Source organism: Sphingobacterium suaedae (assembly GCF_042684625.1).
Taxonomy (GTDB): domain Bacteria; phylum Bacteroidota; class Bacteroidia; order Sphingobacteriales; family Sphingobacteriaceae; genus Sphingobacterium; species Sphingobacterium suaedae.
This window is the reverse complement of record NZ_JBHULR010000015.1, coordinates 368,124-391,883: the sequence shown is the minus strand read 5'-3', so window position 1 is coordinate 391,883 and position 23,760 is coordinate 368,124. Positions and strand designations below refer to the sequence as shown.

The 23,760-nt window shown below is 40.2% G+C and carries 21 protein-coding genes; all 21 read right to left on the bottom strand.

Annotated features, from left to right (window positions below; all coding sequences use genetic code 11):
* Positions 1–5: 5 nt before the first annotated feature.
* On the bottom strand, positions 6–1,079 hold the full coding sequence (locus tag ACFSR5_RS17370; RefSeq protein WP_380905737.1) for a hypothetical protein: 1,074 nt from the start codon (positions 1,077–1,079) through the stop codon (positions 6–8).
* Positions 1,072–2,142 (bottom strand): glycosyltransferase, encoded by a 1,071-nt coding sequence (locus ACFSR5_RS17365; protein ID WP_380905736.1) that lies wholly within the window; start codon positions 2,140–2,142, stop codon positions 1,072–1,074. Before ACFSR5_RS17365 ends, ACFSR5_RS17370 begins: the two co-directional genes overlap by 8 nt.
* Positions 2,132–3,139 (bottom strand): EpsG family protein, encoded by a 1,008-nt coding sequence (locus ACFSR5_RS17360; protein WP_380905735.1) that lies wholly within the window; start codon positions 3,137–3,139, stop codon positions 2,132–2,134. The genes ACFSR5_RS17365 and ACFSR5_RS17360 overlap by 11 nt, the downstream gene beginning before the upstream one ends.
* A gap of 71 nt (positions 3,140–3,210) precedes the next feature.
* Positions 3,211–4,527, bottom strand: a complete 1,317-nt coding sequence (locus ACFSR5_RS17355; protein WP_380905734.1) for a phenylacetate--CoA ligase family protein — start codon at positions 4,525–4,527, stop codon at positions 3,211–3,213.
* 86 nt (positions 4,528–4,613) lie between these two features.
* Entirely contained in the window at positions 4,614–5,678 is a 1,065-nt protein-coding gene (locus ACFSR5_RS17350; protein ID WP_380905733.1) for a sugar-transfer associated ATP-grasp domain-containing protein, read from the bottom strand.
* Complete coding sequence (locus ACFSR5_RS17345) at positions 5,671–6,492, bottom strand: glycosyltransferase family 2 protein (protein WP_380905732.1); 822 nt, start codon at positions 6,490–6,492, stop codon at positions 5,671–5,673. The genes ACFSR5_RS17350 and ACFSR5_RS17345 overlap by 8 nt, the downstream gene beginning before the upstream one ends.
* A 1-nt stretch (position 6,493) precedes the next feature.
* Complete coding sequence (locus ACFSR5_RS17340; protein WP_380905731.1) at positions 6,494–7,609, bottom strand: polysaccharide pyruvyl transferase family protein; 1,116 nt, start codon at positions 7,607–7,609, stop codon at positions 6,494–6,496.
* Between the two features lie 4 nt (positions 7,610–7,613).
* Positions 7,614–9,053, bottom strand: coding sequence for a lipopolysaccharide biosynthesis protein (locus tag ACFSR5_RS17335; protein ID WP_380905730.1), 1,440 nt, complete (start codon positions 9,051–9,053; stop codon positions 7,614–7,616).
* Between the two features lie 52 nt (positions 9,054–9,105).
* Positions 9,106–10,392: a nucleotide sugar dehydrogenase gene (locus ACFSR5_RS17330; RefSeq protein ID WP_380905729.1), complete on the bottom strand. Its 1,287-nt coding sequence runs from the start codon at positions 10,390–10,392 to the stop codon at positions 9,106–9,108.
* A gap of 77 nt (positions 10,393–10,469) precedes the next feature.
* Positions 10,470–11,438 carry an SDR family oxidoreductase gene (locus tag ACFSR5_RS17325; RefSeq protein ID WP_380905728.1) on the bottom strand — a complete coding sequence of 323 codons (969 nt, stop codon included), beginning with the start codon at positions 11,436–11,438 and terminating at the stop codon, positions 10,470–10,472.
* A 34-nt stretch (positions 11,439–11,472) separates the two neighbouring features.
* The gene (locus ACFSR5_RS17320; RefSeq protein WP_380905727.1) at positions 11,473–11,949 is read right to left on the bottom strand and encodes an adenylyltransferase/cytidyltransferase family protein; all 477 of its coding nucleotides are present in this window, start codon (positions 11,947–11,949) and stop codon (positions 11,473–11,475) included.
* A 205-nt stretch (positions 11,950–12,154) separates the two neighbouring features.
* Positions 12,155–12,667 carry a winged helix-turn-helix domain-containing protein gene (locus tag ACFSR5_RS17315; protein ID WP_380905726.1) on the bottom strand — a complete coding sequence of 171 codons (513 nt, stop codon included), beginning with the start codon at positions 12,665–12,667 and terminating at the stop codon, positions 12,155–12,157.
* A gap of 472 nt (positions 12,668–13,139) precedes the next feature.
* Complete coding sequence (locus tag ACFSR5_RS17310) at positions 13,140–14,990, bottom strand: acyltransferase family protein (protein ID WP_380905725.1); 1,851 nt, start codon at positions 14,988–14,990, stop codon at positions 13,140–13,142.
* Between the two features lie 492 nt (positions 14,991–15,482).
* Positions 15,483–15,971 (bottom strand): hypothetical protein, encoded by a 489-nt coding sequence (locus ACFSR5_RS17305; protein ID WP_380905724.1) that lies wholly within the window; start codon positions 15,969–15,971, stop codon positions 15,483–15,485.
* Positions 15,972–16,127: 156 nt separating this feature from the next.
* A complete protein-coding gene (locus ACFSR5_RS17300; RefSeq protein ID WP_380905723.1) occupies positions 16,128–16,625 on the bottom strand; it encodes a hypothetical protein in 498 nt (165 codons plus the stop codon).
* Positions 16,626–16,857: 232 nt separating this feature from the next.
* Entirely contained in the window at positions 16,858–17,643 is a 786-nt protein-coding gene (locus tag ACFSR5_RS17295; RefSeq protein ID WP_380905722.1) for a tyrosine-protein phosphatase, read from the bottom strand.
* Between the two features lie 939 nt (positions 17,644–18,582).
* Positions 18,583–19,449 (bottom strand): glucose-1-phosphate thymidylyltransferase RfbA, encoded by an 867-nt coding sequence (gene rfbA / locus ACFSR5_RS17290; RefSeq protein ID WP_380905721.1) that lies wholly within the window; start codon positions 19,447–19,449, stop codon positions 18,583–18,585.
* A 122-nt stretch (positions 19,450–19,571) separates the two neighbouring features.
* Positions 19,572–20,444 (bottom strand): dTDP-4-dehydrorhamnose reductase, encoded by an 873-nt coding sequence (gene rfbD, locus ACFSR5_RS17285; RefSeq protein WP_380905720.1) that lies wholly within the window; start codon positions 20,442–20,444, stop codon positions 19,572–19,574.
* Positions 20,445–20,517: 73 nt separating this feature from the next.
* Positions 20,518–21,066: a dTDP-4-dehydrorhamnose 3,5-epimerase gene (gene rfbC, locus ACFSR5_RS17280; RefSeq protein WP_380905719.1), complete on the bottom strand. Its 549-nt coding sequence runs from the start codon at positions 21,064–21,066 to the stop codon at positions 20,518–20,520.
* A 161-nt stretch (positions 21,067–21,227) separates the two neighbouring features.
* Positions 21,228–22,274: a dTDP-glucose 4,6-dehydratase gene (rfbB, locus tag ACFSR5_RS17275; RefSeq protein WP_380905718.1), complete on the bottom strand. Its 1,047-nt coding sequence runs from the start codon at positions 22,272–22,274 to the stop codon at positions 21,228–21,230.
* Between the two features lie 95 nt (positions 22,275–22,369).
* Entirely contained in the window at positions 22,370–23,746 is a 1,377-nt protein-coding gene (locus ACFSR5_RS17270) for a nucleotide sugar dehydrogenase (protein ID WP_380905717.1), read from the bottom strand.
* Positions 23,747–23,760 lie beyond the last annotated feature (14 nt).

The window sequence follows — 23,760 nt, the reverse complement described above, 5'->3', positions numbered from 1 at the left end:
GTCTTTTACTTCTTATCTATGATTCTATTTAGTACGTTTTTTAATTGCGCCGCGTTAACATTGTGATTAACAAATTTAACTGACAAGCTATTAGCAGATACGTCATAAGGTTGAACCGCAGCATTCTTATTATTTGTAAACTTGAGATTTTCTAGTTTCACCTCACCTGTAACAGCATTAGCATGCTTCCCTAGAAGCGGCATACTCAAACCATATAAGGAACCGTCGTCTGAATAGTTGGAAACAGCAATGTTTAATCGACGCGCTTTTGCTCCCCTAAAGTTTCGAAGGTCTATCAACAGACCCCGAGATTTATTATTGTATGATCGATAGTTATCTATGACGATGTTGTTGATCACATCTTTGTCGTTATTCGGCTCTATATCAATTCCTGCCATCGGAGCAGCGCCATGCGTATTACTTACCACTATATTGGACAACCTAGAATCAATTAATGATCCAATTGTTATCCCATTTCGGCGGCAGTTATCGATAAACGTGTCTTTAATAAGAACACGTTCATTCGGGATTCCCGCCCCAATGCAAACGCCATCTCCCCAAAAATCCGTAATTATCGCCCGCTCTATAGTGATATCTTTACTATTTCGAATATCAATTCCAATACCCCACTCTCCTCCCTTTCCGATATGAGTTTTACGATCCCCAACAAGTACAGCATTCGTTATAGTCACGTTGTTTGCATTATGAACCTTAATAAAGCGATACGTACCTTTTGCAGATGCTTTCAATATCAACTTTCCCCCTTTGGAAAAGAATATATTAGAATTAGAGACTACCTTAATACCATTATCGTTAATTAAAATCGGGAAATTCGGGAATAGTATATGTCCTCCTTTCTCTAACGCTCTTTGAACGTGCGGAGTGTAATCAACTGTACCACTTTTTACATATCCTTTAGGCAGAAAGTCCACTATTTTGACAGCATTTGATATTCGAACATCCTTTTGTTGGTACTGTGATCTCACCGAACTTACATCCCTATAACTATATCTAGCTTGAGAATAAGCCAAATAGGTAGAACAATTAACTGCACAAATTAATACTAATAATCTAAACATAACCTTCCACTTGATTAACAAAATCGTGTATATCATATTTTTTAATAAAATCACTAAAATCTATATCCGCTCTTTCTTGGGAAGCACTATCCAATAGACATGCCAACTCTTTTTCAGTATTCTCTTTGCAAAGATAAAGTTCCGGGAACGTCTCAAGGCCTCCACAGCATCTAGTCATTACGACTCGTAAATTAAGTGCATACATCTGTAAAAGTACATTTGGGAAACCTTCAACATCAGAGCTGATAGCGCCAATGCTGGCTTTTGCTATATAGGGGAAAACGTTATCGACGTGTCCTAATAAATGAACACGTTTCTCTAAATTTAAATCATTTATAAGCTGTTGTAATGATGATGATTCATTCCCTTTTCCTAATATTATTAGGTGATGAGTATCTTTACATTGGCTGATACCAAACGATCTAATTAACTTATCGAAACGTTTAACCCGGTTTAGTCTACCTATCGCTAGAATATATTTGTCGGGTAAACTTATTGAAATCGTCTCGTTAGACAGTCGCTTTATTTCATCCAAAACAATCGGATTCCTTATAGCCTGAACATTATATTTTTGAAATTTCTTATATCCCTTCAATAATTGTTGTTTCATCTCTGGAGTTTGACAAATAATCAGATCAATCTTTCCATAGAATCGATAAAGTGTTCTGAAATATAAGAGCGTCAAGCCTGAAAACCGTAAGAAGACGGATGTTGATTCTCTACAAATCAACTTATCAGTATTAACAACCCCTAGAGATCGCAAAACGCTGAGCAGCGCATTTATGTGCTGATGAGAACTAAATATAAAGCTATATTTATTCGAACCATGTCGTTGAATATTGCGAATCATTGGGTAAAGACCCTTTATCTCCGATTGTTTATTTGTAAAGAAAAGGTTTGCATTTGATATATCTCTCCATTTTTGCGTTTTTTCACTATACAAGAAAAATACATCTATCTCATATCCAAGGCGGGAGTAGTAATTGCCAATATTAAACAAATATTGCTCGGCACCGCCAAGGTTATCCGATGGCAAAACAATCATTATCCTTTTACCTACCATCTAATATAGACTTATATGGAAAGATTTCTCCATTGCCGTAAAACATATAAAATGTGAAAATTGCATATCCGAGAATCATTAGAAAGACAATAGACTTCTCTTTTCCCGAAAGTCTACTTAACAGATCCGGGAGATACAAAATTTGGAAAATACTAAAATACAATATAACGCGATTGCCGAAAGGGAAGCGAATCAGAATGTTTGTAACTATAACAAATAAGAAAAATAGTTTGAAAAGTACTGCTGATTTTTCCCTCTCAAACTTAGAAACAGCAAAGAAAAATGCATTAACAATTAACAAATAGAACATATTTCCGACTAAGCTTCCCAATCCGAATGCTCCAGTCAGGTAATTTGAGTACCCAAATAGCCCGGCAATATTTAATAAGTAAGAAGGCAAAAAGATCCCTATACAAAAAGTCAAAATCAAACCAATGGATATAGTTGCTCGTCCTATCTTAAGGCGTTCTATATAGTACAACGGGAGCATTATTATAGCTGATGCATGGAAATTAATAGCAATAACAATAAGTGAAAAAAACCATATTTTATTTTTTAGAAATACGGATACAGCCATAAAACAGATTGAAATAGCAATACATTGCCGCACTATATTGAACGAATAAAAATATAAATAGAGGGTTAAGTAAAGGAAAACAGCTAAATACGGTAATGGCGATTTTTTACCGACCACATAAAACACCGGAAGAATGGTCAATATACTTGCCAATATCTGGACTATATAAACTTCCCCTTGAAAATAAAGTACTACCTTATTTAAAACTCCAAAAAGATATTCGGACGTTATAGCTCCACCATTTTTTAAAATTTGGAAGTAAAGAGAATAGTTAGCTGTGTCTGAACCGATAGAAACATCCCGGTATCCAACGAAACCTACTAACGCCAAAAATATAGGCCAAATTCCCCATTGCTTTTTTGCTCTTGAGAACAAGAGTAAAAGAAATAACAGACAAAAGATAAATGCTTCTAAATCCACACCGTTGAATTATGAATAATAATTTTATTAAAGTCCGAGTACCCCGCATAAAGAGAGTAGATCTCTCCCTTCTATTTATCTAACTTCGAATAAACGTACATTATTTTCCCTGTGCTTGTCAAATCGATTTTCGGAACAAAATGTAAATCTACATCAACATCCGTCCCTAATTCTATATTAATCCTTTCGAGTATTTTATTTAATTCGTCCTCATCGTACAGTTCTGTTTTAACGATGTTCACAGTAAGTTTATTTAACGTCTCTTGAATCAATTGAAAATTCTTGATTCCTTTTTTATTAAAAAAAAGCGTTGTAAAAAACTGTCCGTCTAGTTTTGTGCCATTTTTTTTGTATATAACTCCTAAAGTTCTTCCCACTACTTTAGTTAGTTTAAGCGTACCAAAGGCCACATCATCCCCTTTGATGCCTCTATCGCCGATTTTGTACCTTATTAAAGGCATATAATCATTGTTCAGGGTCGTTATGACAATATTACCTTCTTGTCCTATACCAACAGGTTCATCGTTATCATCTAGAATTTCTACAAAAACATTATCAAACAACACATTCATACCATCATGTCCACTAGCTTCTGTAGCGATAGCAGAAACTTCTCTTGATCCATAAAAATTATATACGTGAGCTTGATTGAATGCACGTTTGATCTCATCCCTCATCTCTGGGTACAATGGACCTGTAGTACAATGGATAACAGGTGCAAAATTTATTTTTATATTATTTCTATTAATATATCTTGCCATGTCATAAATAGAATGCACATACGCCTTTATAAATTTAGGTTTGATACGATTCAATCGGTCAACATATTCCTTTATTATGGCATCGCTTAGTACAAAAGTATTAAGCATGTACTTGTTTTGTAGAAAAAACTTAAAATTAAATTTTGATCCACCATACATATCTCTCTCTGCTCCCCATAAATCAACCGAACAATCAAAAATATCAACTTTATTGAGATAAAGGGCATAATAGTAATTGGCCATTCCGTGGACTGCCTGCTCCTCAGTACGATAAAATTCCACGGGTTCCCCTGTTGAGCCCCCAGAAGTATTCTTCACAGCAGTATCAATATTTTTATAAGCTGAATTTAGTAATTCTCCGGAATTCTCTCTAATTATAGCTTTAGTTAAGATAGGCAGCTTACGAAAATTATCATAAGTCAAATTATCTAGATCGAGATTGAATTCGAGACTATAATAAGGAATATTTGAAGCCGCATTTTGCAAAACTTTTTTGAGACTTTTAATTTGAATCGCCAGATTTTCATCCGTTGCTAAAATATCTGACTTTTTTAAATTCTTAACAACATCAAGTATTTTCCTATTAAAAATCTGTCGATAACAATAAGCTAATGTCTTTCTAAACATGATTTTATTTTATAAATGTTTATCAAAATTTTCTATAGCGCCCCTGGAATGATAGTCTTGTTAAATGTTATTGATTAACTAGTATGCTATATGTCGCGAACCTTTTTTATCACGTCATCCGTATGTTTGCCAAAGAAACCTTTGCCAGCGTATTGCGCAAATCGAATAGTCTGCCCTCGCAAATTAACCTCTATACAACGCCAATTATTGTTCATATCTAGGCACATATCAAGACTAGCTAAATTACAATAAATCAGTTCATTAGCAATTTTGATAGCAACTTGATTAAGTTCATCATAAAATGGAATCTTTAGTGATAAAAATTTGGCACAGGTATTGGGATGCTCAACAAACTTATTGGCATACTTATCAACTGCATAAGTGTGTAGCATCCCATTTTCGTTTATATTACATACAATTCCACCTGACGTTTCATTATCCAAACTTCCGTTTACACCAAAACGTATCGAATTATTTAAAACTTCAAAGCTCCCTTGATCATTTCTATAAAGACACGTTCTAATTGTATTAATTGATGAACTATTTATATCTTCAAGGAATTTTGATTGCTTTATCACCTCTTGACAAACTAAGTTTTTAAATTCACTCAACGCAATTTTTACATCCTCGGGACGTTTAATAAACCTTACATCTGTGCCGCCATAAGTGTCTTTACTTGCTTTAATAATGACAGGAAGTTCTAATCTATTCTGCGATAAATAATGGTCGATATCGTTGATAATTTGATAGTCGTTGTTATAATAGATACCATCTATTTTATGAAAAAATGCTTTAGGAAAATGTTCACTTGAACGAAACCATTTATTATATACGTTTTTTATCTCCAAAAAGTTTGATATTGCATAACGGTTTAATCTTGGCTCTATCACAGATGCAAACAAGTTTTCTGGTACTATATTGAGATCTGCAATCCCCGACAAATTATAACATAATCGAAAAGTTTTAGTTTCCACTTTCTTCCCAAAAACGCTCCACTTCATTTCATATTGCTTGATTAAATCCCCATCTATTGTCTCTTTAAACAAATCGGGGTTAACATTCAAGTATCGTCGCTCAAATGCTTTTGTAACTCGGTTAAAGCGATAACTTTGTTCTACATTTTTTACTATGTCTTTAATCTTATTAATCATGTTTAACCGGCTTAAACAACATAAAAATTAGTTTATTTAAAGTTTTGATTGCCGACTTAAAATCAAGTCGCATTAAAAAAGTTCTTACATAACGTTTCAAAGTCGAGATATGGTAATCCTTTTCCGACTGGCGTGTGAAATATCGAACTCTTTTGTGATCTAATGATAATGCTGATTTCTTATAATCAAAAGAAGATGTTGTAAGTTTATTTTCTGAATCTATGCGATATATTGCTGTGACACGGTTACTTTTAATAAATCTGTAATCTCGCCCAATACGTTGCCATAAATCCAAATCCTCGCCACGACTAATCCCCTTCGGAAATACACCAACCTGACCAAAGACTGATTTATGTATACACGTGACTGATGTCCAAAAGAAAGATTCTTTAATAGCTTCTCTAAAGTAATCATCTATAACAAATACCGAAGTATCATTGCTATCCTTAACCCTTTCGTTGCTTCGAACAAATGATGTACAAAAAACCTTGTCTTCATTATGATAATCAATCAAGTTTTTGAGAGTTTCTAAGTGGATCGACTTCCATAAATCGTCTGCGTCCAAGAAAGTGATCCACTCAAATTTGGACTCCTTTATACCTCGATTTCGAGCCATTGAAACTCCTGCATTTAGCTGGTCAATAACTTTTATTCTTGGATCCTCCAGTGTTTGTATCAAATTTAGACTGTTATCTGTCGATCCGTCGTTTACTATAATGATTTCAAAGTTTTTAAAAGTTTGTTCAAGAACACTATTTACCGTATTTAGAATACTAATTTCCTTATTATATAAAGGTATTATTACAGAAAACATATTACAACTGTATCTTGATAAAATTTAACTTAGCTTGATCTCTCATTTGTTCTACTTTTATGGGGGTGCTATATTTCCTTTTGTCACGAACAACATCTATTATCATATCAGCTTTCTCCTTGATAGAATATTCAGAATTATACAACCGATATTTTGTAGGATAGCCAACGCTGTCTAAAAAGTCTGAGCACTTTCGGTGGTATTCGTTTAGCATGAATGGTGTCCCAGCGAAACAAGCGAAAATTGCAGCGTGTAGTCTAGTTGAAACAATAAAATCACAATCGGCAATCGATCTCCAAATTGACTCTGTAGAAGAGGAATAAGCAATAACTTCGTAACTTTTAGGATTGGCTTTAGCAATTGTTTCCAAAGTTAGCTTTTGGTCGCCAATTTTTTCACTTCCGTTTATAATATAAAATTTAAAATGAAGATCATCTTCTTTACTAAGTTCCTTTATCAAATCTACTAGCATATTGTTCCGTCTAATTTCATCTTCTGGATCAAGACCTTTTTGAACGGATTCATAAGGGCACACACTGATACCCACACATTTCTTAACGCTTTGTTGAAAACTACTTGGCTGGTAATCATAAATCTCAGGTAAAAGGGCTGCTAAATCAAACGCGTTTACAGGAGTAAAAGGTAGAGAAAGAGAACTCACATAATCGAAAGACGCTTGATCTCTAACAGCTAAAAAATCCATACGTTTTAGATATTCGATAACGGCAGCCTCATCACTGGCCGTTTTAAACGGACCGACAGAAACGCCTATCGCTCCAAGACGAAATTCGTATTTTTTTTGCCGTTTCTCCAAAGCCTTCATTCTTATACTATTAGCTGGCATCTTACTATGTATTGTAGAGCCTCCCGCAAATACAAATGCTTTAGATCTATTCAGTAAAAACTCAGCTTGCAAACCATAAGTATTTCTTATCGAAAAAGGATAACCTTTTGTAGGAGTTATTGTTTTTGGAAGATTAGTTTCCTTTGCTAAAAATCTGTTATGATCTTTGTTCCAATATTTTTTTGCTCCCCAAGACGCCACTTCAACGAATGCATCGTCGCCGGTGTTGAGTTGACCGTAAAATCCGGAGAATAATATATCTGTTTTAAACATATGATTACCTTTTTAATATCGTTTTCAAATCTTTAAATAATTCTGGGTTAAAGAACCAAATGAGAGGCAAATATAATATTACATAAGTCGTACATAACAAGATAATTTCCAACCAACTACTGTGATACCACGTATAGAAATTTTCCAATTGTAGGTAGTAACATACCATAGCAGGGATAATTGCTAAAAGTACCACATGAAAAGAGCTTTTCAATTGATTTAATACTCCATACTCTATAAATTTTCCGCTAAAAAACCCATTTAGATACGCAAAAAAGATGTTAGTAATACATAACGACCACACCATTGCTTTAATTCCAAAAGGAATAGCAATTACTAACGAGGTCACTCCAATAATCTTTTTAATAATCTCCACCTTCAAAAACAGATCGCTTCGCCCCTTCACTTTAAGGATATTTAAATTGTAAGTTCCAATTGGCAAAAAGATTGACGCGACGCATAAAATTTGGAAATAAGGTACCGAAGGCAACCACTTTTCTCCAAACACCGTCAAAAATAAAGGCTTTGCAATTACAATCAACATCAACATCATTGCTGCCGATAAAGACAATACCAAGCGCATCGCACTTACATACGCTTTTCTCAGTTTTTTAGTATCATTCGATATACTTGCAAACAACGGGAAAGTCACCTTGTTTAATACAATTGATAGCTGATTGATAGGAAACTGCCGTAAACTGTCGGCCTGTGTAAAAAATCCCACACTCGTTGCTGAAAACTGCTTTCCGATTATTATTTTGTACAAATTCAAATATACCGTATTGATTAGGCTTGACAGTGTAAGCTTATAACCAAAATTAAAATGTCCTGAAAAAAGCGATTTATCAAAAATAAACTTGGGTTTCCAACTGTGAAATAACCATAAAATTAATGCAAAACTGAAATTTTGCGCGATATTAAGCCATACTAAGCTCCATACACCATATCCTTGATATGCTAGAAGGATTCCTGTGACTGTTCCGATGATCGTAGAAGGAAGCTGATAAGTAAATTGTATCTTAAATTTAAGCTCTTTTGAAAATTTTGCTAGTTGCACAGCGGAAAACGCGGTAATTAAAAAAACGACAGCGTACAACCGCAGTAGTTCTGTAAGAACAGGTTGATCATAAAATCTGGCCGCCAACGGTGCGACCAGATATACAATAATATACACAATAAAGCTTATCGCCAAATTCGTGATAAACACTGTTCCATAATCCCTTTCGCTGTTTTCCGAGTTTCTTATCAAGGAAGTACTCATGCCACTATCGCTCAGACTTTGTCCAATCGCTACAAAAATGGTTATCATGGCAATTAGGCCGAAATCTGAAGGCATCAGAAGTCTAGCCAAAACAATCTGAACACCGAAATTAATGGCTTGAACACTGAACTGCTGTGCAAAAGTCCAAACGACACCACTTTTAGCAGCTTTTACAAATCCCATACGCTCTTGCTAACACTTACATCCCTTATATCAAACTTGCTAACCGAAACACCTACAATCTAGAATCTGCCCTATCAGCTATAATCCCTTTTACGTCGTAAATAACAGCATTATCTTTTTTCAAGCTCTCTAAATCAATTGTCAAGAATTCTTTATGTGCGACACCTAGTACCACGGCATCGTATTTGGCTCCATCTGTCAAACTGTTTTGACATGATAATCCATACTCATGATCCACTTCAGCTGGATTCGCCCAAGGATCGTAAGTCGTTACTTTTACCCCATAATCTTCCAGTGCACCTATCACGTCTACGATCTTGGTATTCCGTACGTCAGGACAATTTTCTTTGAAGGTAACGCCTAACATTAAAATTTCTGCTCCATTCACATTGATCCCTTTCTTGATCATGCATTTTATCACTTGAGATGCAACATATTCACCCATGGAGTCATTTAAACGCCGTCCAGCCAAAATAATTTCCGGATGGTAGCCGTGTTCTTGCGCTTTTTGTGCCAGATAGTATGGGTCAACACCAATACAGTGACCGCCTACTAATCCCGGTTTGAAAGGCAAGAAATTCCATTTGGTTCCAGCGGCTTCTAATACAGCGTGCGTGTCAATGTCTAATATGTTGAATATTTTCGCGAGCTCATTAACGAATGCAATATTGATATCCCGTTGTGAATTTTCGATCACTTTCGCCGCCTCTGCTACCCGAATTGTCGGCGCTAGATGTGTTCCTGCAGAAATTACGGATTTATATACTTCATCCACTTCTTGCCCGATTTCTGGTGTAGAACCGGAAGTAACTTTCAATATTTTTTCGACAGTATGTTGCTTGTCGCCTGGATTGATACGCTCGGGCGAGTACCCTGCGAAAAAGTCTACGTTAAATTTCAGACCAGAAACTCTTTCTAACACGGGAATGCATTCTTCTTCCGTAACACCTGGATATACCGTTGACTCGTATACAACGATATCACCTTTTTTCAACACTTTTCCGACTGTTTCCGACGCTTTGTACAACGGTGTTAAGTCGGGGCGATTATTTTTATCGACCGGCGTGGGAACTGTAACGACATAAAAATTTGCTTCTTCAATATCAGTCAATTGGTTTGAACAATATAAGCCACTTGTAGATGTGGAAAGAGGGTTTTCGTTGACTAAAACACGCTGCAAAATATCGTCTTCCACCTCTAACGTTAAATCTTTCCCTAAACGAAGTTCGTCAATCCGCTTTTGATTGATATCAAACCCAATAACTGGATATTTTGTGGCAAATAAACGTGCCAAAGGTAATCCAACATACCCTAAACCGATAACTGCTATTTTTTTCATTTTGCTAATTTTCTATTTTTTGGGGATGGTCAGGCCGAATTTGAATCAAACCCTATTCATCCTATGATGTAAGATGTTTATTTCAAATTATCCCAATACCATTTGACAGCTTCCTGTAGCCCTTCCCGGATGACATGTGTAGGTTCATAACCCAACAATTGACGGGCTTTATCTACGGAAGCTAAGGAATGCGGGATATCGCCCTGACGATTCGGACCATGAATAACCTCCACCTTTGCGATTTCGGCATCGTATGCTGTAAGAAACTCTTTTAAGTAACCAACCAACTCATTGAGTGTGGTCCGGTCGCCCACGGCTGTATTGTAAACCGTATTAACCGCATCCGGGTTCTCGGTCAACATCGCCCGCTCATTCATTTGAATCACATTGTCGATATACGTAAAATCACGGGAATAGTCTCCAGTTCCGTTAATCACCGGGCTTTCATGACTCATAAATTTTTTCACAAACAAAGGAATCACCGCTGCATAAGCTCCATTCGGATCCTGACGACGACCAAAAACATTAAAGTACCGCAAACCGATGGTCTCTAAACCATAGGTCTTTGAAAATATCTCTGCATACAGCTCATTTACGTACTTCGTGATGGCATATGGAGACAGTGGTTTACCGATTTTATCTTCTACTTTTGGCAACGCTTCCGAATCGCCGTAGGTGGATGAAGAAGCCGCATAGATAAACCGTTTCACTTGGGCATCACGCGCCGCAACAAGCATATTCAGGAAACCTGTCACATTTACTTCGTTTGATGTTTGTGGATCTTTTATAGAACGGGGTACAGACCCTAAAGCAGCTTGGTGCAATACATAATCTACGCCTTGTACAGCTTTTTCACAATCGGCTGTATTCCGAATATCCCCTTCGATCAATTCGAAATTAGAATTTCCTTCGTGCTGGAGCAGATTATGGCGATGCCCAGTCGCAAAATTGTCTAATACAACAACTTGATGGCCTTTGCCTAAAAAATACTCAGTCAGGTTTGAACCGATAAAGCCCGCTCCACCTGTGATTAGGATCTTACTCATGTATGTTATTTTCGATTTTTGGTTGTGTTTTTTGTTATTTATTTCCGTTTTTCTGCGCTTCCTTATCCGCAACTATTTTTCGCAATCCCGAGCTGGAAAAACGGTGATCACGGCTATTGAAGTAAAGCTCAATACCTTTTTCTTCACAGTATTTACGTCCCGTGAATTCTTTATCCTTATATTCATCACCTACGATACGTACATCGAGTTTAAACGAACGCAGGATATCTTCGAGATCTTGCTCGGTAGAATAAGGAACAATTTCGTCTACGTACTGGCAGCCGCGCAATTGAATATAACGCTCGACAACGGTCTGTGTCGGCGCATTTTTCTCCGGCCGATCCAGCGTGGGATCCATCTGCAACCCACAAATCAGGTAGTCACATTGACGTTTAGCTTCTGCCAACATCATAATATGACCTGCATGCAATAAATCAAAGGTGGAAAAGGTAATACCGACACGAGGACCGGGGTTATAGTCTTCTTTTTTCTTTTTAACTTTTTCTTCCATGCGTGATTGTATTTATCGTGCGTACACGGTTTTATTTTATAAACTATACGGTAGAGTTTGCTCCGCTTTATGCAATAAAGATGCCAGTGTTACATCTTTGTTACTTATTTTTAATGTTAAGCGTGGCTCTATCGCCTTTTGTTAATTACTTTTTAAATCTCTCTTCCCCGGTCGTTCGAGGTGAATAAAATGTCCATCCCAGATCTTAATCCTCCGCACGGTCGTATACAACGATGTAGCCGCCTGCATCTGGTTTCTCAAAATTCACCTTTATCTTCTTGTGAATCAACTCCTCCGTTTTTAAGGCGACATTCTGCAAATAATCTTTATTGATATTGTCGCCCAAAACGGTTACTTCCATCGTATCGGACTCGATCCCTTTGGCATAATCGCCTCCTAAAATCACCTGTTGTACATCGCCTGCTCGTTCTAACACTTGATCTACTACTTTATCGATACCTAAAAAGGAATGAACCAACCGCTGTACGGGATTAAAGAGCGGATGCTTGGCGTTGGCTTTATACACGACCTTTTTTTGTTCTTGTTTTTTTTCGAGGAATCCGGCATCCGTCAATTGATTCAATTCTTTACGAACGGAATTCGTAGACTCATCGAACTCCTCGGCAATGCCGCGCAGATAGCCCGTGTTCTTTGCTGATACAAAGAATTTGATCAGCAGCTTAAGTCTTGTCTTTGATGTGATTAACGCATCTAACATTGGTTCAATAGGATTGAGTAACAAAAGTACTCGATGTATTTTAGATTTGCAAATTAATTTTTTGTTAAAGGTGGTGTGTGCTTGATTGGTTTGTCCCTCGCTCAACCTTTCGCCCCTAAGCCCGGGGCAAGGGTTTCTTTTGTCCTCTATGGCCGGAGGTGATGTCTTTCTTATTCGGTTTGGTCCCCCACTACCTTTCTGCCCCTAAAGCCGGGGCGGGGCTCGTACTTTTTTCTCTCAAAAAAGTACGCAAAACCGAACGAAGTGAGCTCATCAACTTGTTGATAAAAGTCGTCGCTGAGGATCTTTTGCATCCTTAGTAGCCTGTGCAATGGCAAGTTCCTACAGACGCAACGATCCCAAGGCGACATTTTCTGATAATCTAGGGGACTGCAAAGAGATGTAGATAGGCAATTTTAAATTATTTATTGCACTGCTTATTTATGATTTCAAAACTCATCACTGGGGATCTTTAGTGATCAAATATCTTTTGCTGAAATATGTCTTTCAACTGATCGGTTCCATAGGTCGAGAAGTGATCGGCGTCGTACATATAGGTTTCTGAGCCGTTGAATGGTTGTACGATAGTGGCTTGGTACACATCCACGTATTTATCGGCTATTGCGGATGCTTTAAGGTAATTATTAGCATTGGTGCGATGGGACTGTAGAAATTTCTCGGGCTCGAGGCCAAATCGCAATGCTACGATTTGGACAGCGGGAAATTCTACGTTGTAGCTTTCGGTTTGCCCGATATAAACGACAGGTATTTGCAGTCGCTTAAAATAGTTCTCCACGGTCTCAAAATAATAATCAAGCTCCTTTTTACGGTATCCAACGTAGTTCGCAGAAAGTATTACTTTGTCGATGTGCTGGTGGTACTTCGGAAAATAAATGTGGTACATATAGTCCATCAAAGCTGTAGGTCCTTCGAATTCGGATTGAATACCGGGCACGGGAAAGGTCTCGTCGCCTGTGGCTTGTAAAAGGTTTACGTTGTTTTTAGCCGCCAGCTCTTGTAGCGTATGGGAAAACATACCTGCGTGGCAGTCGCCTAATAAAAGATAGTTCTTTTTGCCGGAAGCAAATTGTAGCAACTGGGTCGTATCGAAGGTCTCAAAGGCATTTTTCGATAAGAGATGGGATTCGTTGAAACGGAATTGCGCTGCGGCAAGCTCGCGGGGATAGCGATGGGCAAAGCGAATGATTTTTGCTTCTGCTGCATTCCAGACGAGTCGATCAATTGGAACCTGTGTCCCCAAAAATGTTAATACGACCACGGCAGCACTTAAAGCGAAGACCTTCCGTTGATGAGGAGACCACGAAACCCGCTCCACAAGACGATAGGAAAGTGTGCCCATGGCCAGGGACAATACTAATATGATTTCTTTCCATCCGGATTGCCGATCAAACGCAAAATAGGTGGCGAGAACGATCAACGGCCAGTGCCACAAATACCAGGAATAGGATATATTTCCTATAAATTGGATCAAGCGATTGGCGAACAGCTTGAATTGGATGTTTGCCAACAATATGCCAGCCGTAGCTAAAACGGGAACCACCGTGAAAAGGGATGGCCATGCTAGGAACCCGGTACCGAACATACCGCCAATAAAAGCACCAATAAGCACAACGCTACCGATCAGGATGACTTGACGTGCCACCAACGGCCACCGTTCCTTAACGACGTCTTCATGCATAAATACGATTCCACCGACAAATAACTCCCAGGCTCGTGTAGGAAACATATAAAACGCAAACGAGGTATTGACGTAGTGGAAATACGACATTGCACAGAAGGAAAGTGCCGTCAGCACGTAAATTAGGTTTCGCTGTTTCTGCCGATTGGCACGAAAAGCCAAAAGGATAAACGGATAGAGCAGATAGAATTGCCATTCGACGGACAATGACCAGGTATGCAACAAAAAATTGACTTGCGATGCCGGCTGAAAGTAACCCGAGGACAAGTAGTAATACACGTTCGATACAAAGAGGCTACTGGACAACGCGAAGCGACTATAGTCGTATAACTTGACGGCAAGGACAGCGTACAGTACGAGGAAAAAGAAAAGGATAAGAACCAGTAACGCCGGATAGATCCGAAGTAATCGACGTTTGTAGAAATCGAGCAGGTCAAATGTCCCCTGCTCCAACCCTTGAACGATAATTTTGGTCATCAGGTAGCCCGATACGACAAAAAAGATGTCAACACCTACGTAGCCATCGTTAAAATAGGGCACACGGAGATGATAGAGGACCACGGCTACAATAGCAATGCAACGTAGAAAAACAATATCGTTTCTAAATCCTGTAGGTGTGACCATTTGTTAGGCTAGTTGTAGATGTAAAACAAGTATACGGTTTTTGTTTTATGTTCGTTTAGAAATGTTTGGGTTTTTCTTATTCGGTTTGTCCGTTCCACGATCTTTCTTCCCCTAAAGCCGGGGTTGGGCTTTTCTTTTGTCCTCTATGGCCGGAGTGATGTCTTTCTTATTCGGTTTGGCCCTACACAACCTTTCCGCCCCTAAAGCCGGGGCTGGGTTCGTACTTTTTTCTCTCAAAAAAGTACGCAAAAAAGTCGTCGCTGGGGATCTTTTGCATCCTTAATAGCCTGTGCAATGGCAAATTTCTACAGACGCAACGATCCCAAGGCGACATTTTTCTGTTAATCCAGGGGACAGCAAAGAGATGTAAATAAGCGGTTTTGAATTATTTATTGCAAAGCCTATTTATGATTTAAAAACTCATAGCTGGGGATAAGAGGTGTAAGGCTACGGTGTGTTGGCATTTATTTTTTGCTCCTTCAACCATGGCTTTTACGCTGGGAATGGTTCAATGCGTGACATTGCGTCGTTTGAAGAATCTAAAACGGATGGAACCTTGGCTTTAAATACTTTATCTTGCCCTTGTTGGTCGGTCATTCGTCCACGAATATAAAGTCGTACATGCTTTCTATTCATGTCCTGCAGATCGCGCCGACGGGTGCGGAAGCTAACCGAGAGTACCTGCGGTTTGTCCGTACGGGCTTTGAAATAGATATTATCCAAGGTGGTCACCTGAAGGGCCGGATTACTAAACCGAAGCTGCGTGATGACTACACTTTTAATATGCGCATCGGTATCCCGTAATTCCAATACGATTGAGCCTCGCTTGTAGGCGTCTACAGCCTGTTGCGCATCGTAGAACTGGATCCGGATGTCCATATCCAGGTACTTCTGGAAACGCATATAGCACAATTTTTCTCGTATTCCAAAAATAATAGCAGCAATGAAGATCAGCGTTAAAGTAATAATTAGGACTTGCATCGTTTTACGTATTTCAATTGTAGATTCGACAACAAAAATAACGTGTCCATATGTACTCTACTATGTGGCAAAATGAAGAAATTGTGAATTTTGACGAAGGGAAGAACCTATTACAGAGCGACTTCTACCGAAAAAGCCTCTCCCCCGATGAAAACATCAAATGCCATTGGCAATCACCCACTCGTCAGGGAGTGCCCGTCCTTCTATTTTCAGGGTTTGACGGACGCGCACGAGACTGCGCTTGTTATCCTTATGTACGACAAAGCCCGTAAGATCCACCGCTAGATCTTTATCGCGGATCGTATGTAGATGCTTTTTAGCAATATAAAAGGCGGTCGACAGCTTCTGTCCGGGATTTTGAGTATCCAGATAAATTTTGTCGAAGTTCCGCACATGAAACTCTTTCTTCGAAAACTGTACGCGCGTGATCAAAAATCCTTTGGTTTCCTCCCGGCTCTCCATAAGCTCCAGCAATACAGAGCCTCTAGCGAGCTGGTCTTGCTTTTGATCGGACTGATCCCATAACAAGGAGAGTTGCAAACTGAAATAACAGTTGAACCGCTGGAACAGCATTTTTTGATACATAAGGTATCCTGTAAACCCGATGGCAAATAAAACGAAAGCAGCGATCAAATAAAAAGATAATGTCGTCATAAATATAAAGTGATACATCATTAAGAAAACAGGCAGATGCATATATCAATTATATTAACGTGCTTAAAAAAAAAATAGTGTGTCCTGCTGGTTGAAAAATAGCAAAGGGGCAGCAAGGTAAAATCGCAAAATGGCAGCAGTGGTGCAGCGATCAAGACGTTTTAAAGCATAAAATAAGGTGATAACTTTATCCTGTCGGACAGCGCCATCACCTTACGGAATATCGTGCTATTTAGATAGCTAGGGAAAGATCGTCTTGTTTACCGAAAAGGGTCTTATTTTGAATGGGATTATTAGCTAATAATTCTTTTAGGTTGTATTTTGCGAGCACTTCTCTGATGGCGCGGAGATGGCGTTCGTGGTGCATGTCGGTACCGACGAGGTCATACATACCCGACTTGATCAACATCAATGCAGCTCCCTTCACATGCTCGCCGTAATACCTAGAAACGGACAACAGGTTGAGCTGCAGTAAACAGCCTGTTTGTTTGATTTCCTTAAATATCTTGAAATTTTGGTGATAGTAGTTATAACGTTCCGGATGGGCCAAAATAGGTTGATATCCACGATCCTGAATATCCTTGATAGTTTGAAACAATGCCTTCGATTCGGAAAGGTAGGACATCTCGATCAACATGCATTTGTTCGGCATCGGACAAATCGTATTTTGATGAATGATTTCAGGCAGTTGATCATCGATCATATACTCTGCAGAGTAATGTAGATCAAACGTAATATCGCGCTCTTTCAGTGCTCCAACAAGTTGATGATATGCGTCTTGAATAGTTCTTGGCGTATTATTGTGTACTCCGTGCATCACATGGGGTGTAGCGATCGCGTGTTTAATCCCTAATTCTTTCAACCCTTCCACCAAACGAACGGATGTTTCCAAGTCTGGGCTACCGTCGTCTATGCCGGGTAAAAGATGGCTATGCATATCCCAACTTAGCCAAGTCAGGTTGTGTTTTAAAATTTCCGTATCTTTCTTTTTTCCGAATAGGTTATTCCAAAATCCCATATAGTTTTTTTTCCTTTTACAAGAATTGAGCCAGTACATTTAGGCTAAAATGCGGGACAAATTTAATGTTTTTTTAAACTTGTTGTTGTACATTTCTAGTATTGTAGTTTTAAAGTTACAGTAATTCGTCCATTTTTTTAGACAGGGTTTAGCGCGTCTAGTACATGACCTACTGAACCTAAACGAGATAGAAGCAAAAAACGATACATCAATAATTGTCTATAATTTTTTACACCTTTCTTAAAACAACGTAACAAGAGAAAAGTTTGTTGTTTGATCAGTTTGGCTTTCCCACGACTGTTCTACCCCTAAGCCCGGGGCAAGGGTTTTCTTTTTTGTCCTCTATGGCAGTGATGTTTTTTATCGGTTTGGCCCTTCCACGGCCTTTCCGCCCCTAAAGCCCGGGTAGGGTTTTCTTTTGTCCTCTATGGCCGGACAGGCCAGTTCTTTTTCCCAAAAAGAACCAAAAATCGTCGCTGGGGATCTTTTGCATCCTTAGTAGCCTGTGCAATGGCAAATTTCTACAGACGCAATGATCCCAAGACGACATTTTTCTGTTAATCTAGGGGACTGCAAAGAGATGTAGATAAGCGGTTTTAAATTTTCTGTTGAGGATGGGGTGTTGCAAGGAAGCGTAAGATAACGGTCTGCTATCGTTTATTCTCTGTTCGCTAAAATGGCTTTGGTTTCGACTGCGTAGCGAGCCGTTGTCAATCGCCGTTAAGAACCATCCCCTGTTCGAACGGAGTGAGTTTGGGATGGTTTAGGCGATGACAGGCGAGGTAGCACCAAGAAACCTAGCCTTGAATCTTTGGTTCTTTCTTTTCAAGAAGAAAGAACAGACCCTGTCGCGGCAAGCGACGGAAAGGTTGTGGGTAGGGCAAAGCGGTAATGATTTATGTAAACGTTGTCCCTCGTACGGCCTTTCCACCCCTAAGCTTACTTCTCGTTTGCAATTCGTTTTAAATACTCTCCATAGCCTGACTTGACGAGTGGTTCTGCGAGTTTCAATAACTGTTGTTTGTCGATGTACCCCATTCGGTAAGCTACTTCTTCAATCGCTCCTATTTTCATGCCCTGGCGTTCTTCGATCACTTGGATAAACTGTCCGGCCTGCATCAACGATTGTATGGTTCCAGTATCTAACCATGCGGTACCTCGATCAAAAACTCCGACTTTCAATTGTCCTCTATGCAGATATTCTTTGTTAATATCTGTTATTTCCAGCTCACCTCGTGGAGAGGGTTTTAAAGATTTCGCAATGGATATCACCTCATTATCGTAAAAATAAAGACCGGGTACTGCGTAGTTTGATTTTGGATCCGTCGGTTTTTCTTCAATTGATACCACGTGTCTCTTGGAATCAAATTCAACAACTCCATAGCGCTCGGGATCTTGAACGGGATATGCAAATACCACCCCTCCCACTGGATCGGCGCAGCCTTGCAAAAGCTGAGACATACCGGATCCATAAAATATGTTGTCACCGAGTATAAGGGCTACTTTATCTTCACCGATAAAATCTTCGCCGAGAATAAACGCCTGCGCTAGTCCGTCAGGACTTGGCTGTTCGACATACTGGAACCGACAACCGATTTGTGAACCGTCTCTCAAGAGTTTCTCAAAATTTGGCAGATCCTGCGGCGTCGAGATAATCAGTATTTCCCGTATACCGGCCAAAAGCAACGTAGAAAGTGGGTAGTAGATCATTGGCTTGTCGTAAACAGGCATCAATTGCTTGCTTACAGCTAATGTTAATGGGTGCAAACGGGTACCGGAACCTCCGGCAAGTATTATTCCTTTCATTATCGTGAAGTCATTGAGTGGACAAGTCGTTACTTCATATATTATTTATCCGCTATTGGGCCGGGTAAATCATACGGCTCGAACAAGGGCCGTCATGGATGGCATCTTTCCATAGCCTCCTTTTATTCACCTCTTTCGGAAGCATGCAGCATGTGTTTTAAGCTTTCCCGCCAGTTTGGAACGATTACTCCAAAAGTAGCTTTAATTTTTGATTTATCTAATAGGGAGTATCGGGGTCGTTTGGCCGGCGTTGGATAGGCGGTGGTCGGTATGGGGTGGACTGCGCAGGACAGCCCCGCGATATCGCGTATGGCTACAGCGAAATCGTACCAAGAAATTTCTCCTTCATTGGAATAGTGGTATATACCGGGTTGCCATTGCGGCGACTGAATAATCTGTACAATAGCTTGAGCGAGATCGTGGGCATAGGTTGGTGTGCCGATTTGATCGGCCACAACAGACAGTTCTGTGCGCTCGTTCATTAACCGGAGCATGGTTTTTACAAAATTGCTTCCATAACTTGAATATACCCACGATGTACGGATGATAATGCTGTCGGGAGCCCACTTCTGTACAGCTTGTTCTCCCCATAATTTGGTTTCGCCATACACACTGATGGGAGCAGTCGGGGCATCCTCCTTTAGTGGCTGATCGGATTCTCCGTCGAACACATAATCGGTGGAAATGGCGATCAATTTGGTTCCGTGAATATGACAATATTGGGCTATTTCTGCCGTGGCTAAATGATTTACGGTATCGGCCGCTTGTCTATCACTTTCGGCCCGGTCGACGGCTGTATACGCTGCGGTATGAACAATAATATCCGGTTGGTACATTCCCAAGATATCCTGTATCAGGATAAGCTGATCCAACGGCAAATTTTTGCGGTCTAAAAAAAATGTTTCTATACCGCTTATCTCTTGACTTACCTCATGAAGCGCACGCTTCAATTCGGATCCCAATTGACCGCTGGCTCCTGTAACTAGTATTTTCATTTTGTATTTCTTATGAATGGCAAGCGCCGATATCGTGTAAGATACCAGCAACCTTTACTGACAGTTTTTGATACTACTTACCGAAAACCTCTTGAAAGGAGGGCAATAGTGCGTCTTTTTCGGAGATAATTAGTGCTTCTGCAGGTACGCCCCACTTGATTCCTAAAGCCGGATCGTCAAATTTTACACCACACTCGGAATCCTTGTTGTAGAAATTATCACATTTGTAGAAAAATGTCGCCGTTTCACTGAGGACGACAAATCCATGTAAAAAACCTCTTGGGACGAACAGCTGTCGATTATTTTCTTCAGAGAGCTCCACGGCCACATGTTCGCCAAATGTAGGGGAATCCAAACGGGCATCTACGGCGACATCCACAACCCGGCCTTGAAGAACACGAACCAACTTGGCTTGTGCATATTCTCCAGCCTGTGCATGTAAACCACGAAGGACGCCCTGTGTCGAGAAGGACTGGTTATCTTGTACAAAGTGTGTTGTCGTACCGGTCAAATCGTGGAAGGTCCGTTCGTTAAAGCTTTCGAAAAAATACCCTCTACTGTCTCCTATCTTCTTGGGCTCTAAAATAAAACACCCTTGTAGTTTAGTTTCTGTTATATTCATTGCGTGCTGTCAGCCTGTAAAGTTACTTATCTCGAATGAAGCCGAGTGGTTGTTATGCATTTCTTATTTTTATGGTTGATAAGCAGGTTCGCAGCGGGATTGATCGCAATTAACCTAACCAATATAATTAATCCGCTATCTCCCATTCATTTGCCTCCACACTAAGAATACTGCTTCGCATAATAGTTCTGATAATCGCCCGAGGTGACATGGTCGAGCCACTCCTGGTTGTTAAGGTACCAATCTATGGTGATAGAGAGGCCTTCTTGAAAAGTCACCGAAGGTTGGTAGCCCAGTTCCTCGTTAATTTTACTGGCGTCTATGGCATAACGCAGATCGTGTCCTGGCCGGTCCTTAACGAACGTAATCAGTTGAGCCGATGTCCCCGCTGGGCGCCCTAACTTTTCATCCATCTGTTTACAAAGTTCCCTAACGAGGTCGATATTCTGCCATTCGTTGAATCCTCCGATATTGTAGGACCCACCGTTAGCACCGCGGTGGAAAACCAGATCAATAGCTCGGGCGTGATCGATGACAAACAGCCAATCCCGCGTAAACTTACCATCACCGTAGATCGGTAGCGGTTTATTATTTAAAATATTGTGAATACACAAGGGAATGAGTTTTTCGGGAAAATGATTCGGCCCATAATTATTCGAACAATTCGTGACGACAACAGGAAACCCATAGGTGTCATGATATGCACGAACGAAATGGTCCGAAGATGCCTTAGATGCGGAATAGGGGGAATGTGGGTCATAAGCCGTATTCTCCGTAAACAACCCGGTGCTCCCCAACGTGCCATATACTTCATCGGTGGATACGTGGTGAAAACGCTTACCTTCGTAATTGTCTTTCCAGATGTCTTTCGCCGCATTGAGCAAATTGACTGTACCGATCACATTCGTCATAACGAAAGCTAGTGGGTCGGTGATGGAGCGATCAACATGGGATTCTGCCGCTAAGTGGATAACCGCATCGGGTTGATGTTCAATAAAAATAGAAGAAATTACGGTTGAATCGGTAATATCCGCTTTGATGAACGTGTAGTTTGGTCGATCCTCTATGTCCCGAAGATTTTCCAGATTTCCCGCGTAGGTCAAAGCATCCAAATTAAAGATATGATAATCAGGGTATTTGTTCACGAATTCACGCACGACGTGCGAACCGATAAAACCAGCGCCCCCTGTTATTAAGATTTTTTTCATTGTTTATTTATTATATATTGGCTTCATACCCCTATTAACCCTGAGTAGCGCCCTAATCTCTATTTCCTTACAGATGATTCAAATTCATGCCTATACTACTCTCCGATCGCGTAATACTGGAATCCAAGTACCTCGAGATCTTTTCGATTGAGCAATTTCCGTCCATCAAAAACAAACGCCGGACGTTTCATTTGTTGTTTGACCAAGGCCCAATCATAGGTCCTAAATTCGTCCCATTCTGTCAAGACTGCAACAGCGTGCGCATCCTGTAGCGCTAAAGATGGACTTTCCACCACTTGCAGTAGACGACGATTGTCCTCTGGTGAGCGCGTGCCTAACGCATCTAGATCCCGGTAAATTTGTTCGGCGGGCACCTTCGGGTCATAAACCACGATCTGTGCTTCCTCCTCCAACAAGTGGTCAGCCACGTAAATCGCGGCGGACTCCCTACTATCATTGGTGTCTTTTTTAAATGCCCAGCCCAGAAAGGCGATATGTTTTCCATTTACGGTATTGTACATGGTACGAATAATCCGCTCTGCAAACCGCGTTTTCTGGTGATCGTTGAGCAAGATAACCTGCTCCCAATAATCGGCTACCTCGTGCAGGTTGTAGGACCGGGCGATATACACCAGATTGAGAATATCTTTTTGAAAACAGGAGCCTCCGAATCCCACCGATGCTTTCAGGAACTTGGAACCGATACGGCTGTCTTTGCCGACTGCTCTCGCCACTTCATCCACATTAGCTCCCGTAGCTTCGCAGAGTTCGGAAATGGAATTGATGGAGGATACGCGCTGCGCCAGAAAAGCGTTTGCCACAAGCTTCGACAATTCCGACGACCATAAATTGGTTGTCAGGATACGATCTTCCGGCACCCAAGATGCATAAATATCGACAAGCGCCTGGATAGCGCGATCATCTTCTCCTCCAATCAGCACCCGATCCGGATGATGCAAATCCGAAATAGCAGTTCCTTCGGCCAGAAATTCAGGATTGGATAGGATATGAAAGTTGACACCACTACCTGTGTTGTCCAGAATACTTTTCAGCGCCTGCGCCGTTCGCACGGGCAGCGTGGATTTTTCAACAACAATTTTATCTGTAGACGCTACGGCCGCAATTTGTCGTGCACATAGTTCGATGTATTTTAAATCGGCCGCTTGACCCTTCCCTTTTCCGTAAGTTTTGGTGGGTGTATTGACCGAAATAAAAATCATATCTGCTTCGTGGATGGCCTGATCGACTTCCGTGGAAAAGAACAGGTTACGTCCACGCGCTTCAGCAACGACGTCGGTCAGCCCAGGCTCGTATATCGGTAGGTTCGCTAGATCTGGATCATTCCAGGCTGCAATACGGGCTTGGTTCATATCCACCACGGTCACCTGAATATGCGGGTTTTTCTGCGCAATAACAGACATCGTCGGTCCTCCGACATACCCTGCACCGATACAAGCTATTTTTTTTATCATTATTTACTTTTTTA